Genomic DNA, 16,568 nt, shown 5'->3' on the forward strand with positions numbered 1-16,568 from the left:
GAAAGAGAAACCGGGCGGTTCGCGAACCGCCCCTACAAATCGGTTCTCATGAGATTCGGTTCGGGTAGGGGCGTGGCTCGACACGCCCGGCGAGGGGTGGGCAATCGGGGGATTGGCATAGGCGCGAACGGGTGAGATTCGAGTATTTGAATACGCCCTCCGTTTGGGTTAAAACCGGGCGCATCGGAATGCGCCCCTACCCGAACGGGGACTATTCCGGGTAACGCTCTTGCAGCGTTTCTTCAATCAGGCGTTGCTTGAGTTGCCACAGGTTCTCGGTTAGGGAAACGTGGTAAACATGCGGCTTGATGAGGCGGCGCACCCCTTCATCCAACCGGGCTAAATCGGTATCGCGCACCGCTCGCATCTCCTCCAGCGAAGGGCTATCGTAAACGAATTTGCCCTCGCGCACCACTTCCACCAACAACGGCTCGATTTTCTCAATTTCGCTGACGTTCAAAATACGATACTTTGTCGGGTCGGCGGGATGGTACAAGCGCAGATGCTCATGCTGATTCAGTTCTTCCCCTTCGAGGCTCAACACATCGGCGGTGGCTTTGCCGCGCTTGTCGTACAATCGCCAAACCTGCTTGTTGCCGGGATTGGGAATTTTGGAAGGCGATTCGGATAGCTTCAAAGCGGGCAACCACTCGCCCTTTTGCTCTACCGCTACCAGCTTGAAAACTCCCCCCAACGCGGGATGTCCGCCCGAAGTGATGAGATGCGTTCCTACGCCATAAACCAAACGCGCCAACAATTTGTCCGGTTCAACCCCATAGCGGGGCGCTTCCGTCACAATTTGGCTCTGGATTTGCCAGATTAACAATTCATCCAGTTCATTGGAAAGCACGATAGAAGTATCGGGGAAACCGGCAGCATCCAACATACGCGCCCCTTGAATGCTCAGGTAAGCAAGGTCGCCCGAATCGAGGCGAATACCGGCGGGCTTGTGACCCTTGCGGCGCAATTCCTCGAACACCTTGATGGCGTTCGGTATCCCGCTTTCGAGGGTATTGACCGTATCTACCAGCAAAATACAATCGTCAGGATAAACCTCGGCAAAGGCGCGAAAGGATTCCAGTTCGCCCTCGCCTAGCGCATTGAACAATTGCACCATGCTATGGGCGTGTGTGCCGCGTGGCGGATAGCCTAGCACATGCGAAATCCCCACGTTCGAGGTAAAATCCGCGCCACCGATGAGAGCCGCTCGCGCCCCGGCATTTGCGCCCGTTCCCTGCCCGCGCCGCATCCCAAATTCTAGCACCGTTCTGCCACCCGCTGCCTGCCGCAACCGCGCCGCTTTGGTAGCAATCAAAACCTGATAATTCAGGATATTGAGCAACGCCGACTCGATAACTTGCGCCATCCCGATAGGGCCAGTAACCACCGTCAGCGGCACATCGGGATGCACCACCCGCCCTTCCGGGATAGCGTGCAGGGTCAACCCTTCAAAATTACCGTTGGCGCGAAGCCATTCCAGAAAATCATCGGCGAACAAGCGCGTCCCGTTGCGGTTGGTGTGGCTGCGCAGGTATTCTATATCTTCATCCCGGAAATAGCTCTCTTTCATCCAGTCAACCAGCCATTCCAACCCGGCGTTGATGCAAAAGCCCGCCGAATGTCCGCCGTAATCGGGATAATTGCGGAAATAATGGTCAAACTGCGCCTTCTTTTCGTGCAAGCCCTGCCGAAAATAAAGCTGTGCCATTGTAAGCTGATATTGATCGGTGAAAAGAATTCCTTCAGCGGTGCGTTGCTGCGCCCTGTTCATTACTGAATCTCCTTGATAGTACAAGTTTTGTAACTATTCAACTCCCTACCCCCTCAAGAGGGGAAGTAGGAGAGAGGAGTTCAAGGGGACACCCCTTGCCACCCCGCACAGGGGTTGCGCCCCTGAGAACCCCGCTCGGATTCCGTTAACCCTCTCAAGAGGGGAAATAGGAGAGAGGAGTTTAAGGGGACACCCACCTGTGCCCCGTATGGGGTATGCCACCCCGCACAGGGGTTGCGCCCCTGAGAACCCCGCTCAGATTAAAGGTCTATTTTCTATCCGGCTGAATAGGTACAAAATTTTGTATATGATACCATATCGTGACAAGTACACTATCTATTTACAGTCAAACTGCTATTGAAAAATGTTATTATTATGAGCGCAAATTTGATAGGTAGTCGTGCGGAAACTCTTAAAAATAGAAAAATTAGGGCTGGTTATTTGCTATAATAGGTTCTTCAAAAAAAGATGCCGCTTAAGGCTTAATTCTAGGTGATAAGGATTTATTATGCCTACGTTTAGGAATATTGCAAAGACTTTACCGGGTTTCAAAAATCTATACAAGTATATTCAAGACCTTGAAACCGCCAGAAATTATTTGCAGCAAGAGTCCCGGCATCAAAATAAGCATATTCAAGACCTTGAAACTGCCAGAGATTATTTGCAGCAAGAGTTCCGGCAATTGAACTCAACGGTAGAAACTTTAGCAGAACAAGTTGCTGGCATACTGCAACCAAAAAGCCAAAAATTATTTGTGCCGGTTGGGCATTTCTATTCACCCTTCCCCGCCGTAGAGGAAATAAAACAGCAAGAAGCCGAAATATTCGATAAAGCGAATAAACATTTACCCGCGATAGAATTAAACGAACCAGCGCAAGTTGCGCTATTGCTGGAACTATCCCGCTATTTTTCAGATTGGCCCTTTTCACCTGATAAATCCGAAAACCTCCGGTACTACCAGAATAATGACTTTTTTGGACACTGGGATGCCCTATCCCTCTACTCTATCCTGCGCCACTTGAAGCCCCCCAAGCTTTTTGAGATAGGCTCAGGCTTTTCTTCCGCGCTGATGCTGGATACAAATGAACTGTTTTTGGATAATTCGATAGAGCTAACTTTTATCGAGCCTTATCCTGAGCGTTTATTATTGTTACTTGGAGAAGAAGAAAAGAAGCGAATCAGGCTGTTCCAACAGAAGCTTCAAGACGTGCCGTTGGATAAGTTCAGGGAGTTGGAAGCGGGCGACATATTATTTATTGATTCAACCCATGTGGCAAAAACGGGTAGCGATGTAAACTATATTTTGTTCCACATTTTGCCCGCCTTGAATAAAGGGGTATATATCCATTTTCACGATGTGTTCTATCCTTTTGAATACGTCTCGAATTGGGTTTATGAGGGTAGAGGCTGGAATGAAGCTTACATGCTTAGAGCATTTCTGGAGTACAACAAGCAGTTTGAAATTTATTACTTTGTAGATTTCGTTCAGACTCACTTTTCCCAGTTAGTTAAAGATAAATTGCCTCCCACCTTACAGCAACCTTTAGGGGCTAGTCTGTGGTTGAAAAAGCTCGAAGATTAACATTTATATACAGTTCAAATCGAAAACACCACTTGAGGGGTGAGGGAATCCGAACGGGGTTCTCAGGGGTGAAATCCCTGTGCGGGGTCGCATACCCCATACGGGGCACAGGTGGGTGTCCCCTTGAACTCACCTGCCCTCCTCCTCTCCGGCGAGAGCAACAGTTAAAAGAAGATATAGCATTAAGCCTGATTTGTTGTTATAGTACAATCGGGCTATGACCTTTTTTTAATATTCCTGATGGAGTAAAATTTATCAAAGAGCCAAGGGCATCTTGTCTCAAATTCCGTGTAATATTCTCCCAAGAATGGCAAAAAAGACCTTTGCTTCAGCGTAGCCCGAATTTCCCGAATTTAGCTAGCTGCTTTAACAAAAGGGAGATATATTAATATGATTACACTACGGGATTTGCTTAAAAATAAGGTAACGGTTGAGAAAAAATCCGGTTTGCTGCCCCGATTGCAAGGGCAAGGTTTGGTAGAATACGCTTTGGTCTTGATGTTCGTGGCAATCGTGGTAATCGCTATACTGGTATTTCTAGGACCTCAGATTGGAACTATGTTCAGTTCTGTAACCAAGAGCCTTTCATAAAAGCAAAGCTTTGAAGCAGGGCGGGTATTGCAAGTTCGGAATTTCCATTTTCAACGTTCACCCCAAATGTTAAGAAAATCGTTTTTGTAGGGGCGGTTCGCGAACCGCCCCATGGTCGTCAATTTAAGAGCTGCGGAACCAAAATAGGAGGACTATTAAGCAGCTGAAAACTGGAGGGTTTGGATTTTTTCCTATCCAAACGACAGCCTTTTTGCATACTAGCACAAATATAAATCAATTCTTGCAATAAGTGGGGCGGATTATCAATACGAAACAGTAAGCTGCGGGCGTGTGCTCGCACAATACGACTAGCCTTGATGAGACTGCGTTCCGCTTCTTGCCACACCCCTGCCAGCACTAACCAGTGCTGAATAATTTGCCCAATCAGTTTGGCATATATTTCGCATAATATCGCCCAAGGCTTGTGGCTATGCCAGCGTTCCAATCCACCCCCACTTTTCCACAATTTGAAAAGAAGTTCAATCTGCCAGCGTAACCGATACAATACTGCCACTTCTGCGGGACTAGCCTGCTCCTGCGACAGATTGGTTAGATACACACTCCAGTAGCTTAAGGCTTGACGTTCGGCGCTGACCGGACGCTGCTGCTTGCGTGCCAACTCCTTGAAAGCCTGCTGACGAGTTTGTACTACTCCAGAAGGTACTTGCCATGCCACTAACCGACAGCGCAAACGTTCTTTTACCCCCACCTCTACTACCCTATCTATCAGCTTTTGTGACTGTTGTCCCAACCATTTACTCAAAGCTAAGGGTTGTTGGTGCGCCCCGTACACTTGTAGTCCGGTTTGAGCTTTGGTTAGGTACAATACCGCTTGCGCTTCTAATTCTTTCAATCGTCCCAATTTGAAATAGCCTAAATCGGTTATCCGTAGCGCCCCCGCTGGTAAACTTAGCTTTTGATGCGGTCCTTGCCGATCGTGCAGACGGGCTGGACTTAATTCCGGTCCCAGTAGCGCCCCGCTTAGCAGTTCCAAACCCACGTGCAGTTTCAGACCAGCCTCACTTTGACTACCCTCTTTCCCACACCCTTGCCAATGGGCGCTCAAGGTTGGCGGTAAACTGATAGTCGAACTATCCAGTACATACACCCCTTTGAAGCGTTGCAGTAGGCTCAAACTCGCTGGTTCCTGCCCTAGCATTTTTTCTACACACCAACCTAACAAAGCCTGTAAATAACTTGCCGCTTGGCTTGTAAAACTCTGGTCAAGCGCTTGTTTGCTAACCTTGGCTATTTGTGCCAGTTCACTCCGACTTGCCTCAGGATTGGACAGCCAGCCTCCGATTAGCGCTTTGGCGAATGTGGCGCCATCCAGTTTTGATCGTCGTTGTCGAAAACCCGTCTCCACTGCCAGATGTTGCGCTGTTTCATTAAATAGGGCTTGCAAATTCCCCGCTATTTGTTTAAGCTTTTCCATGAAAGTACCTGTGTTTGGCTTAAGGTTTTTTTTTGCAATTAAATCTTTGCCACAGGTACTTTCTTTTGTCTACTTCCCATTCTTTTTAAATTGACGACCATGGGGCGGTTCGCGAACCGCCCCTACAAAAACGATTTTCTTAACGTTTGGGGCGAAAGTTAAAAATGGAAATACCGACCTTGCAACTGCCCTGCTTGAGTTTATATAACCAGAGTAACCGCGCGGTAGCTTATTCAGCAAGGGCTAACTCAATTGAAATATCCTGCGCCCCTTGCCATAGAATTATTTGCCCCATCTCCTTTAGCTTTTGGCGACCTTCCAAGATAGTGGCAAAGTGGTTTCCGGCAAGCTGACCGAGTTTACTGGAAAACAGGCACGCGCCATAGGGAAATAAAATCTCGGTTTCACTCAGGTTGCCGGTATAAATTAAGAGTTCGCCGGGCGCGGGGTGGCTGGTATGGTTCTCGTAACCCACCCCCACCGGAAACGCGCCCATTGGAACCCAAGCCGATTCACCACTCCAACGCGCCTGAATCAGTTTATTGCTGAAAGGTAACATCTTGCGCAAAGCAGCACAGGTCTGAGGGGCGTTTTCTTCTTCGAGGGTAGCCGTAAAGTTGAAAGAGCCGACCCTGATGTTGAGCAAAGTGTTAGCCATAATATTCCTCTTTAGTTATTGCGACCATTCGGTGGGCTGACGCTCCCAACGATGCACGCGCAGTTTGGTCAATAGCGCGGTAGGAAGTGGGCCCGCATCGCTGGCGGCAAGGTTGGTACGCACATAAGAAGGGTGGCGCATCCCCGGTATGATGGTATGTACATCGGAGTTGGCGAGGATGAAGCGCAACGCCATATCCGTCATACTAGAACCGTCCGGCACAAGCCCTCTAAGAGCATCGGCACGCGCCACGCTCGGAATCAGGTTTTCAGGCACGAAATAGGTGTTGCGCCAATCGCCTTCGGGCCAGTGCGATTCGGCGGTAAGCGTTCCGGTTAGCGTACCTTCGTCAAAAGGAACACGCGCAATTACGCCGATGTTAAGCTCACTACACAGCGGGAAAAGCTCATCTTCCGGGTTCTGGTCGAAGATGTTGTAAATAACCTGTACCGCATCTACGAAGCCTGAACGCAGCGTGCGCAGGGCGTTCCACGGCTCCCAACGATTGATGCTAACCCCAAAGCTGGAAACCAACCCTTCGCGCTTGAGGTCATCTACGGCGCGTTGCCAGCGTTCATCTTCCGCCCAAGCGTCCTCCCAAACATGGAATTGCATCAGGTCGAGATGAGGCAAACCGAGATTGGTGAGGGTTTTCTCGGTGTACTCGCGGATGTGATCGGGCGGGAAGCAATCTTCCAGCAAAAAGCCGCGCCGCGAGGGCCATTTAAAGTTCTTGGGCGGGATTTTGGAGGCAGTATAGAGACGCTTGTCGGGATTGGCGCGTACCAAATCGCCGAGAATACGTTCGCTTGCGCCCGCGCCGTAGCCCCACGCGGTATCGAAGAAATTGCAGCCCAAATCAACGGAGAGTTGCAGAGCGGCGCCGGTTTCGTCTTTATTCGAGCCTGTCCAGCCCGCTAACCCCCACATACCATAGCCGATTTCGCTGACTTCCCAGCCCGTTCTGCCAAAAGTACGGTGTTGCATAAATATATTCCTTTTTTATATTTGTATGGCTTTCGCTTTTAGGCAAGGGGCTTATGTAAATTAACAATTAAATCCGTAAAACAAGGATCAGGGTAAATCCACCAGATTTCACCAGCAAACGCGGGCGCATCACGATGCGCCCCTACGAACCAATTCTCATGAGAACCGATTTGTATCCCCCATCCGGGGGACAGGTGGGCGGTTCGCCTGCGCCCCGTAGAGGGTGCGAACCGCCCTTCGGAAATCTAACATATTTACGGATTAATTTCTTAAAGCTTATAAGCCCCTTGTCTGGAATCTAGGCTCATTTTTACTGTTCCAAGCAAAAGTCCTAATTTGTATGGTCTGCCCGACCATTCTTTTTTGGTAGTATCTAACAGAATAATACAAACGGGGCTAATTTACCACTTCGATTCGTAGTAGGACAGGGCGATTCAGTGTTTAACAAGTTGAGCTTGCTGCCACTTCTGAAATTTTACAAGTTGCCAAGAGGTATTGTTATAATTATTATAACTACTCACCCCCTAATCCCCTCAAGGGGGAAATTTGATTAAGCATGAACCTCGCTATACCTTTCTTTTAGATTAGTCAGATAGTGGCAACAGGGACAAGAGGGCGATCCAAGAAGGGTGTCAGGAAAATGCGGTAAGTTCTAGGTCACAATAAATAAAACCACCGAGGGGTAGGGACAGTACAATAACTTGCGCTTGAGTTCAATTCATTATTTCTTTAATATCCCCTTGCCTGCTGTAATTCCTCCATCGTTCGCTTGTATACCCCCGGTAATCCCGCCGTCAGTCCCCTGAATTAGCTGGAAAAAGCCGTGCCCGCCTGAAACCTGCTCTAGATTTTCCTCGCTTAACTCTTGCTTTGATAAGTTTTCAGTTTGTGGTTTCTGCTCTTTTTCAACAGCTAACTTTTTTTTGGAGCTTTTATCTTTTGCCATGCCTTCTACTTTCTCCTTTTACCTTTTAAAAAATGGGTTAATCCTCTTATTATTTAAACCTGTATTTCGGGCACGGGATTAACGATTATAATAATCTCGACCCTCATATTATAAGCAAAAAAGTTTCGTAACAAAGTGGGCTTGGTCACACCTTTGTATATTTTAGGTTGCTGTCTTCACATAGCTGTATTATGAAACCAGAGCGGTTGCAAGGTCGGAAGGGGAGTGTAACCACCCTTTCAGGGCACAGGCTAGACAGCAAAACGCCTGCCGGGGGTGTCCTCTTCTCTCCTCCGGTTGGTGCAGCCTTAAAATGGGTTCTTGCAACAGCCCTGCGTAGTAGGACAAACGAGGGCGTATTCAACCATTAACTTTCATGGGATTTGGTAGAAGAAGATATTAAATACTGTAAATAAGATTGTAAGTTTTATTATTACAAAATTAATTAAAAAATAATAAAATTAAAAGATTAATCTTATAGTAAATTAACCGTTTTATGGGTAAAACCGTGATAAAATACGTTTATTACAAGGGATAAGAGGAAACCAGCCGGACTTTTGTAGTCCGTACTGAAAAATAGGCTCACATGTATCAATTTTTCATCGCAGTCCAAACCCATAATCGGTAATTCCATGTTTCGCCTTGAGCCAATATATTTTGAATAACTTGCTGTCATAAAACTATCAATCCGAACAGGAGTTAGCAACGATGACCGTATTGCAGGTCTATTTGTTTGGCAAACTTCGCGTGGAAAGCGATAACTGCGAGCTTGAGGGTTTTGACGCTCGCAAGTTGCAGGAGTTACTCAGCTATCTATTATTAAATCGAGATCGCCCCTTACAACGCGAGGTGCTGGCAACGGTGCTGTGGCCTGATTTACCGGGCGCACAGGCAAAAAAGAATTTGCGGCAAACGCTGTGGCAATTACAAAGCGCGCTTACGGCACTATCGCCGGAATGTGATACTACCGCGCTGTTAGTAGTAGAGCCGGAATGGGTCTTGCTAAATTCTAAAGCCGGTTTATGGCTGGATGTGGGAGTGTTTGAGGAAGTCTATGCTTTTGTGCAGGGCATGAAAGGGCATGAACTCGATCTTCCACGCGCCCGCTTTATGGAAGAAGCCTTGCGCCTATACCAAAGCGACCTGTTGGAAGGCTGGTATTGGGATTGGTGCTTGAACGAGCGCGAGCGTCTGCACAATATTTATCTGTCGATGATGGATAAGCTGATGGATTATTGCGAGGCGCACAGCATCTATGAAAAAGGTATCTCTTACGGGCTGCGGATTCTGTGCCACGACCGCACCCGCGAACGCACCCACCAACGCCTGATGAAACTGCACTACCTGACGGGCGATAGGGGCGCGGCAATGCGGCAGTATGAACGTTGCGCGCAAGTGCTGGAGGAAGAACTAGGCATCAAACCCTCGCGCCGCACCTATCAACTGTATCAACAAATCCGCGCCGATTTGCTAGTACCTAGCCCAGAGACAAACGATACCCATCCTCAAGTTGGGATAGTGCAATTGCCCGAAGTTATTAACCACCTCAAGCAACTACAAACAATTCTCTCCGGTATCGATGACCAACTTAAGCTTGGGATTGAAAAGATGGAGCAGAACCTCAAACAATTACCCGCCCGCGGACAGAGCGAAATTGCTTAGCTATACATAAATATTTATTAATCGTTCTTCTTTTAAAAAATAAACCGTGTTATACTTATGTATAATAGTAGGGGTTATGTATATCTGTTCTGCTATCGAATCTGTATTTTTGGCAATAAGCTGATTTATTGCTAAAAATTAGGGTGGAATTGCTTGGGGTTTTTTATCAATGGGATTAATACATTAGTTAGCTGGATTGAGCAGGTTTGACAAATTAATTTTGAAGAGCTTGCCACCTCCCCGAAATGCCTTACACCACCAGTACCAATGCACCCCTTGGGAAACAAAGACAAAAAAAGCTAATCCATTATAGGGAAAAGCGGGCTACAACAACCCATAGTGTGTTGTTGCGACTATAATTCATTATATATTTCGGGAGTTTAAGATGAACGGTTCTCAAAAACATCAAATGGTATTTGTGGGAAAGCACTTGTCAGGATCTGAAGAATGGCTTTGTCCCCTTTGTGGGAGGCGACTTTTAATGCATGCCCCACCCAATTACTCCAAAAAAGTGCTTGCCCCCGGTGATGAAATGGCAACTCATTCCGGCACAAAGTACGGTCTTCAACTGGATGTGTCCGAAAGTAGCACGGCTACAGGCGGGCAAATCGCGGAAGACCATGCCGTAGTCGAAGAAAATTTGGACGATTTACGCAAGATGCTCAAGGCTGCCGCCCTCGATCACCTACTCTGATTGAGTTGCGCTAGAGGGCAGTCTAATAAATCTGAAACAGGCTTCCCTCGAATTTGGTAGTCAGTCCATTAATGCTTTCCGGGGTTATTAACGTAACTACCGCTTCGGTACGATAAAGCCCCGGCTTAAGAGCGACACCGTTCATCTTCAGGCTGGCTTTGCTGCCCGGTTCGGCGGTTTCGGTTGCCTCGCATAAAGTGTAGCGATTACCGCCGCTCAAGCTCTTGGCTTTTACCACTGCCGATAGCTTTAGAGGAGCGGTAGGCTGCACTACCACCTTGCTCAAATCCAGATTCAAGCTGACAATATACGGCTCGCCGGAACGGAAAACGCTGTTGCTGTTATGCCGATGGGTGGGAACGGCTTCAAGCGTTTCCAAAAGAGCTTCTCCCTCCAGCACAGGTTTTACCTCGCGGATGCCTTTTGAAAGGCGGGGGGCGGGGGCAGTTTCGGGTAGGCTCAAATTTGCGCTACGAGAAATAAACTCGCGCAACCATGTTTCGTTCCAACCATCCCAAGTTTCTTCCAGCCCTTCCAGCACATTTACCACGCTCATGCGCTGTACGATATGCTGCTCGTCCAACAACATTTCAAGGGTAAAAATAGCGTAACTTTCCTTTTTCTTTTTGCTAACCGGATTCTCAAACCGTTCCACCGGACTATTACCGGGGGCGAGTGCGCGCGCTTGCCCAATCCAATCCTGTTTGGCGATGCGCTCGGCGGTCATTCCGGCTATATCCAGCAATAGGGCGGCAACATCGGCGGGCGAAAGCAGCGCGAATTGGGAATAGGTTAGGATGCCCGCTTTTTGTAGGCGCGTTTCCACCGAAGGACCAATGCCGTGTATTTGCTTAAAATCATCGCCTTTCTGCGGCTCATCGGGCAGATCGGATTTGGTACGTCTGTTACCCATTGCCTTGTCACTCCTGCTTCTCAAATATATATGGGGACAGGCTTGCAGCGCGTTATTTTCTCGCCCCACAAGCCTGTTAACTAACTGATAGGTTGCACTATTTATTATGGAAGGTAAATCTGGATAACAGGACCTTCTACAAACCCGGCAATCTCATCAGGATTGTTAACCAAATTTGTATAGGTCAGCACCAACGTTAAGCGGTACGGTCCGGGATCCAATTTTACGCCACCGGGTACGATCGGATAGGAAGCCGCGTTCGGAACGTTAAAGGTAAGGGAATAGTTACTAGCGCCGGTCAGGGCTTGGGTTTTTTCGGCAACGAGTTTGCCTTCCTGATCTGCGCCCAACGCTTCGATGTAGGGCTGAATATGGAAAGTGCCGCCCACTAGAGGAACGATAAGACCGCTTAAATTGATATCAACCTTTAACTGCCAAGCGTCGGTATTGCGAATAATGGTACTAGGGTTGCGACCATTAGGATCAAGTACCGTCATAGTGAAATCGGCTGCCCAAAGGGCGGAAGGGATAATGCTTTCAACAGTTGCCATTGTTAATTCTCCTTTTTCAGAATACCCATTAATGTTTCAATTGCCGTTTAGCTCTCAGGCGCGCCCAGAAGCCGAGCTTAACCCCCATCTCCGACAGATACCCGGCGAGGAAGGGTTTGATTTCATCCAGATTTTTCAAGTAACGACGCCTACCGCTGCCCACATGTGAAATGTAACCATGCCAGAGCGGCTTATGAGTTTCTACAGCCGTTTCTTCGAGCCAAACCTTGATAATAAATGAATGGGTGTTGGACTCGATCTGATCCATAAAATCTCCCGTTTGCTAATTTCCGGGATTTGTTTGGCTTCTTAGCGGCTCATTTCCCGGTGGCATTTATGTTATACAACGGAGGAATATTATGAAACGTCTATCGGTGGTATGTTGGCGCGTCTATTTTCGTGAATAGCAGTCTATATCACAAAATTGGTGTGACTATTTTACTAAAAATAACCTATTCCTTAGCGTTAATATAAACATATTATTTTGTAAGTAAAGTTAACAGGTATGAGGATAAATTTATGGTAGTAAGTGAGCGCGAAATATTGAACGCGGCTTTGAAAAAAGCGCGGCGCATACTGGCGGTTTTGGAAGAAAGGGCGGCGGGTTATACCTCGCTGGATATCCCTGCCAGCTTGAAGCTTGAATTAGAAGATCAGCGCATTGAAGTGGCGCGGCTGGAAAGGGAACTGGCAGAGGTTGGCAGAAATACCGGAACGATTTCCATCAAGTTGATGAAGCGTACTGCCAAAAATCAGAACAGGTTGGTATTGGCGATTTTACCGGCTGGTGTTGCGCTGGTTTGTGTAGCTTTTGTGGTACTGGTATTTAATTGGAACAAGCATACGGTGAATGCAGGCACAACGCCGAGTAGTGGCACTAGCCCTCTGGAAACTCTTTTTGCAGCTCGAACCGCTACGACAAAGGCAACCGCTACGGTAACGGTTGAGCCGACAGCCACGTCTGTACCAACCCAGTCTCCGGCTACGACTACCGCCAACCCAATTGTTACTACTACCGCTGCGCCTATACCGCCAACCACAAAAGCGGCTATCGTCCCAACGGCGACGGCTACACCAGCCCCAACCGTTACGCCTGTTCCCACCCCAACCGCTGTACCAGACTCAACGGCTACGCCTGTTCCGGTGTCGCTTGAAGAGCGGTTGAAGCAAGCGAATATTGTGCTGACCAATTCCAGCGACCCCAACCAAATAGAACAGGTGCGCGGCTATTTGCAAGAGGAAGACTGGATTATAGTCTCGAACAACTACTTGAATTTGATCGGAAACCGTAAGTTTAAAAAACCGCTCGATTTGGAAACCTTTTATTGGGAATATCGGGTTCTTCTGAACGGTACAGGCGCTATTCCGTCTATATCGCAACTAAACGATCAGGCAAAGCTCAAGCAATCGCTGGTGCAGCGCTGGAACGAAAACTATACAAAAGAACCTGTCACCTCGCTTGAGCAAATACTGGTGGCAAGATAACTATCACGAACCATTGTCCTATCTGTTAACTTAAACCCATCCCCTCTTCTAAACGGAGAGGGGATTTATCCATAACATATAATATTTGTAACAATTCAGCCAGATAGAAAATTGACCTATGTAACTAACGGAAACCGAGCGGGGTTCTCAGGGGTGCAACTCTTAGGGACTAGGAGGAGGTTTATGCGGGAAATTCAATTCGCTAAATTAGGTCCAGCATTGAGTGAAGCCGATATTATCCAAGCAGAAGGAGAATTGGGTATTGAGTTTCCTCAAGCTTACAAAGATTTTTTAATGAAGTATTATGGGGGACGCCCTAAATTAACCAGTTTTCCACTTTTTGGCGATTCTTTAACCTCGAGAGGAAGTATTCATTGGTTGTATTCAATCAATAAAGTCAATTATAACTATGACATTATTGAAAATATGCATACTTTTAAGGGAAGAATACCTACAAATTTCCTAACAATTGGAGAAGATCCAGGAGGAAATATAATTTGTATATCATTTAGAGGTCCTGATGCTGGTAAAGTTTATTATTGGGATCATGAAGGCGAACTAGATAAGAGCAGTATGGATAGTTATGAGAATGTCTATTTTATCGCTGATAGTTTTGAAGAATTTATCAATTCATTAACAGCCGAAGAGCGATAATCTGTATTTGTTAAGATGAAATCGGGTTCTACTAGAAGAATAGTTCTCGCTCACACCCCTGTGTCGGTGGGCGGACAGAACTACCGCTACGATGCCAACGGCAACCTCATGAGTGGTGTGACCCAATAGTTACCTCGCTAAAAAAGGTTTCACCACAAGCGAATGGGAATTGATCAAAGGATTATAAGGAGTTTTATGGATGCTCAAATGAAAATATATTTAGCTTTTTCTTTTGGGTTAGAAAAAATTAGAACCATAGCTCAAAATAATAGTTTTTCTTTTATTGTTGCATTATCTGACTTTTTTCTAAATTTGCCATACAATTTAGAGAAAGACAATTTAGGGGAAATTAGGATGGCTGACATTATTTTAAACTTAGGGTCATTAGCAAAAACAAAGGGGTTACATAACTGGTTTGAAGCAGTAAATCAAGATTATTTTGAACGAAAAAAGATTAATAAGGAGAATGATTTAAATCATATTATATATTTACATTTTTTACTATATTCTGCATTCATTGATATACGTTATGAGGCTTATAAATCAGGAAATAAGGAAATTTATAATATAGCTCATATACTACATAGTATTCCTTTACGACTAATAAAATATCGTAAAAACAAGAAACCAATTGAAGAAATTCTAAACAATTTAAAAGACAAAGCAAATTCCCTTCAAAATAGTGAATGGTTAATCAGGGCTTTAGAAAGTTAGAAACTGCGCTATTACACCTTTAACCACATGCAGTAAAACGGCGCTAACAATTACTGGGAGATAGCCGTACCCAACGGCACCTACACGGTGCGGGTAGTAGCGGGCGACCCCAGCTACTTGGTCAGGTTTACAATGCTGCAACCCAGAATGATAACTCAGGTGGTAATGCGGTTTTCTCTGATGCGGAAAAAACAATAACAAGCATATACGACCAAATAGTTGCTAAGACAAACACACAATCTCAAGATGACCCAAAGAAAGCAACAGAACCTGCAGATGTTTTACCAGATGAAGTTCCCGGGCCGGAATCTCAGCCAGCTAAGGTTTATAAATCATCACCCAAGCATGAAAAAGGGGGTTGGGGTACCGAAATCGACCTTGACCATGACACGGCAACTGAGGTGTTGAATGATGGAATAAAGGAATGACTCAATGATGGTACAATTAATAAGCCTACATACAAAAAGCTAAATAAACAATCAGAATTACCTGACTAAGTAAGCAAGCACAAGGTAATTTATTAAACACTTTGACTATTAAAAATTCTCTAGGATAGAGTAAATAAGACCTAATCTCCTATCCACCTTCCCCTGCGAAAGAAGGTGGAACGTATTAGTAACTGTGGGGTATAAGTTAAAATTACAGCCTATTAGGTTAATTTTTATTGCCGGAGTTCCGAGCAAATGTTTTGATTTGCACAATGCCTATACAATTTGCTGTAAAATAATCGAGTCTCTTAGCAAACTTTTAATTATAGTTATGTCTGGAAACCTGATGGAAAAATTACTACTCCAACTTAAACTCCTTCCACAAGCTGAGAAAGAACAATGGCAAAATGTCTACGAAAAATGGGGGTATTTCTCGCTCTCATTACAACAAAAAAATATAACGCTGCTAACGTGGCAATGGGATTTGCAAGAATTAGCTAACTGGTTCAGAGAAAATCTTTCATCAATTTGTAACGACATATTAGAGATAAGAGGGCAATTACCCAACCCTTCTGAAAGTCTTGCAAAAACATTGTTCAGATTTAGACAAATAGATATAGAGGTTGCAGGTGATTTAGGTTCTGACTCAGTACCAATAAGAGCCTATGAGTATGAAGGAGGAGATTATAAAATGAGAAATAGTAATATGATCATTGGAAGAAGATCAAGTGATGGAAGTATAGGTTGGCGTGATGATTTCAATGGACATGATTTCGGAGATGGTGACTCATTAGAACCCCACGTGAATGTATGGAATGATAAAGAGCAGTTTAAGACGCATTTATTTTATGAAAAGGACACATAAAATCAGGTGAAAATATATTGGATTTATAGATGTGATGATAATCATACTTGGGAATTTTTTAGGGATGAAAATTATCAGGTAAAGCCTGAAGACTCTCTATGTCCCTATGGTCATAAGGCTGTTACAGTAGAAAAACGTTTCCCTATAGATCAAGTAGAGATTGCTTTTCGGCCAGCTGGCTACCTTGCTGATCCAGTAACTGGTCGCTATGTATTTGAAAAAAAATATAAATTTGTTATTACAAATTTTCGAGAGACTAAGTTTCTTATATCTGAAAAAAGATATAGCTGGGAGGACATAAAAGTTCTCGCTGAAAAATTTAAAAATAAATCTGCAAGTGAGGCTTGGGAATTATGGTACAAACTCAATCCTTAAATTTTTCTAGATGTCGAGACTTATTGCATAGTCACCTTCTAAATTTGCGGCCAGGAATGGAATAATTGCCTAAAAAGCCTATTATCGCTTACAACTTATTCAATTAATTTTAATTAATCAACAAAGTGCTATCTGGAATAGCACTTCGGATGGATTTACTCTAATATTATATCTATAAAATACTCCTTACCTCAAGTCAATCAGCCCGTAGGTGGACCGCACCGTGATAGTGAATGTTCAGGACGGGAGGCTGAGTG

Annotated in this window: 18 protein-coding genes; 9 read left to right on the forward strand and 9 right to left on the reverse strand. The window is 45.6% G+C overall.

Going from position 1 to position 16,568, the window contains the following annotated elements; genetic code table 11:
* Positions 1–46 precede the first annotated feature (46 nt).
* Together OZ401_RS21115 and OZ401_RS21120 are read right to left on the reverse strand one after the other, a co-directional pair.
* Positions 47–184, reverse strand: coding sequence for a hypothetical protein (locus tag OZ401_RS21115; protein ID WP_341470508.1), 138 nt, complete (start codon positions 182–184; stop codon positions 47–49).
* Between the two features lie 27 nt (positions 185–211).
* Positions 212–1,771 carry a nicotinate phosphoribosyltransferase gene (locus OZ401_RS21120; RefSeq protein ID WP_341470509.1) on the reverse strand — a complete coding sequence of 520 codons (1,560 nt, stop codon included), beginning with the start codon at positions 1,769–1,771 and terminating at the stop codon, positions 212–214.
* A 508-nt stretch (positions 1,772–2,279) separates the two neighbouring features.
* On the opposite strand from OZ401_RS21120, the gene OZ401_RS21125 reads away from it, so the two are divergent.
* Positions 2,280–3,353 carry a class I SAM-dependent methyltransferase gene (locus tag OZ401_RS21125; protein ID WP_341470510.1) on the forward strand — a complete coding sequence of 358 codons (1,074 nt, stop codon included), beginning with the start codon at positions 2,280–2,282 and terminating at the stop codon, positions 3,351–3,353.
* Positions 3,354–3,743: 390 nt separating this feature from the next.
* Positions 3,744–3,944: a Flp family type IVb pilin gene (locus tag OZ401_RS21130; protein WP_341470511.1), complete on the forward strand. Its 201-nt coding sequence runs from the start codon at positions 3,744–3,746 to the stop codon at positions 3,942–3,944.
* Positions 3,945–4,062: 118 nt separating this feature from the next.
* On the opposite strand, the gene OZ401_RS21135 is transcribed toward OZ401_RS21130, so the two are convergent.
* From OZ401_RS21135 to OZ401_RS21150, 4 genes are all read right to left on the reverse strand, one after another.
* Positions 4,063–5,379, reverse strand: a complete 1,317-nt coding sequence (locus OZ401_RS21135; RefSeq protein ID WP_341470512.1) for an IS4 family transposase — start codon at positions 5,377–5,379, stop codon at positions 4,063–4,065.
* Between the two features lie 229 nt (positions 5,380–5,608).
* Positions 5,609–6,037, reverse strand: coding sequence for a DUF3830 family protein (locus tag OZ401_RS21140; RefSeq protein WP_341470513.1), 429 nt, complete (start codon positions 6,035–6,037; stop codon positions 5,609–5,611).
* A gap of 15 nt (positions 6,038–6,052) precedes the next feature.
* Positions 6,053–7,024, reverse strand: a complete 972-nt coding sequence (locus OZ401_RS21145) for an aldo/keto reductase (RefSeq protein WP_341470514.1) — start codon at positions 7,022–7,024, stop codon at positions 6,053–6,055.
* A 721-nt stretch (positions 7,025–7,745) separates the two neighbouring features.
* Positions 7,746–7,970, reverse strand: a complete 225-nt coding sequence (locus OZ401_RS21150) for a hypothetical protein (protein ID WP_341470515.1) — start codon at positions 7,968–7,970, stop codon at positions 7,746–7,748.
* Between the two features lie 708 nt (positions 7,971–8,678).
* Between OZ401_RS21150 and OZ401_RS21155 the strand changes: the two genes are divergently transcribed.
* A complete protein-coding gene (locus OZ401_RS21155; protein ID WP_341470516.1) occupies positions 8,679–9,632 on the forward strand; it encodes an AfsR/SARP family transcriptional regulator in 954 nt (317 codons plus the stop codon).
* Between the two features lie 481 nt (positions 9,633–10,113).
* A complete protein-coding gene (locus OZ401_RS21160) occupies positions 10,114–10,326 on the forward strand; it encodes an ASCH domain-containing protein (RefSeq protein ID WP_341470517.1) in 213 nt (70 codons plus the stop codon).
* Positions 10,327–10,348: 22 nt separating this feature from the next.
* Here the strand turns inward: OZ401_RS21160 and OZ401_RS21165 are convergent, their stop codons facing one another.
* The 3 genes from OZ401_RS21165 to OZ401_RS21175 all read right to left on the reverse strand — a co-directional run bounded on the left by OZ401_RS21165 (position 10,349) and on the right by OZ401_RS21175 (position 12,058).
* Positions 10,349–11,239 (reverse strand): hypothetical protein, encoded by an 891-nt coding sequence (locus OZ401_RS21165; protein WP_341470518.1) that lies wholly within the window; start codon positions 11,237–11,239, stop codon positions 10,349–10,351.
* 104 nt (positions 11,240–11,343) lie between these two features.
* Positions 11,344–11,790, reverse strand: coding sequence for a hypothetical protein (locus tag OZ401_RS21170; RefSeq protein WP_341470519.1), 447 nt, complete (start codon positions 11,788–11,790; stop codon positions 11,344–11,346).
* A 28-nt stretch (positions 11,791–11,818) separates the two neighbouring features.
* Positions 11,819–12,058 (reverse strand): hypothetical protein, encoded by a 240-nt coding sequence (locus OZ401_RS21175; RefSeq protein WP_341470520.1) that lies wholly within the window; start codon positions 12,056–12,058, stop codon positions 11,819–11,821.
* A gap of 251 nt (positions 12,059–12,309) precedes the next feature.
* On the opposite strand from OZ401_RS21175, the gene OZ401_RS21180 reads away from it, so the two are divergent.
* The 5 genes from OZ401_RS21180 (at position 12,310) to OZ401_RS21200 (ending at position 16,311) form a co-directional block, all read left to right on the forward strand.
* The gene (locus tag OZ401_RS21180; RefSeq protein ID WP_341470521.1) at positions 12,310–13,275 is read left to right on the forward strand and encodes a hypothetical protein; all 966 of its coding nucleotides are present in this window, start codon (positions 12,310–12,312) and stop codon (positions 13,273–13,275) included.
* Between the two features lie 183 nt (positions 13,276–13,458).
* Complete coding sequence (locus tag OZ401_RS21185) at positions 13,459–13,929, forward strand: SMI1/KNR4 family protein (protein WP_341470522.1); 471 nt, start codon at positions 13,459–13,461, stop codon at positions 13,927–13,929.
* 195 nt (positions 13,930–14,124) lie between these two features.
* A complete protein-coding gene (locus OZ401_RS21190; protein ID WP_341470523.1) occupies positions 14,125–14,643 on the forward strand; it encodes a hypothetical protein in 519 nt (172 codons plus the stop codon).
* Between the two features lie 774 nt (positions 14,644–15,417).
* On the forward strand, positions 15,418–15,936 hold the full coding sequence (locus OZ401_RS21195; protein WP_341470524.1) for a hypothetical protein: 519 nt from the start codon (positions 15,418–15,420) through the stop codon (positions 15,934–15,936).
* Between the two features lie 6 nt (positions 15,937–15,942).
* Positions 15,943–16,311, forward strand: a complete 369-nt coding sequence (locus tag OZ401_RS21200; RefSeq protein ID WP_341470525.1) for a hypothetical protein — start codon at positions 15,943–15,945, stop codon at positions 16,309–16,311.
* The last annotated feature ends 257 nt before the right edge of the window (positions 16,312–16,568 follow it).

Source organism: Candidatus Chlorohelix allophototropha (assembly GCF_030389965.1).
Lineage (GTDB): Bacteria > Chloroflexota > Chloroflexia > Chloroheliales > Chloroheliaceae > Chlorohelix > Chlorohelix allophototropha.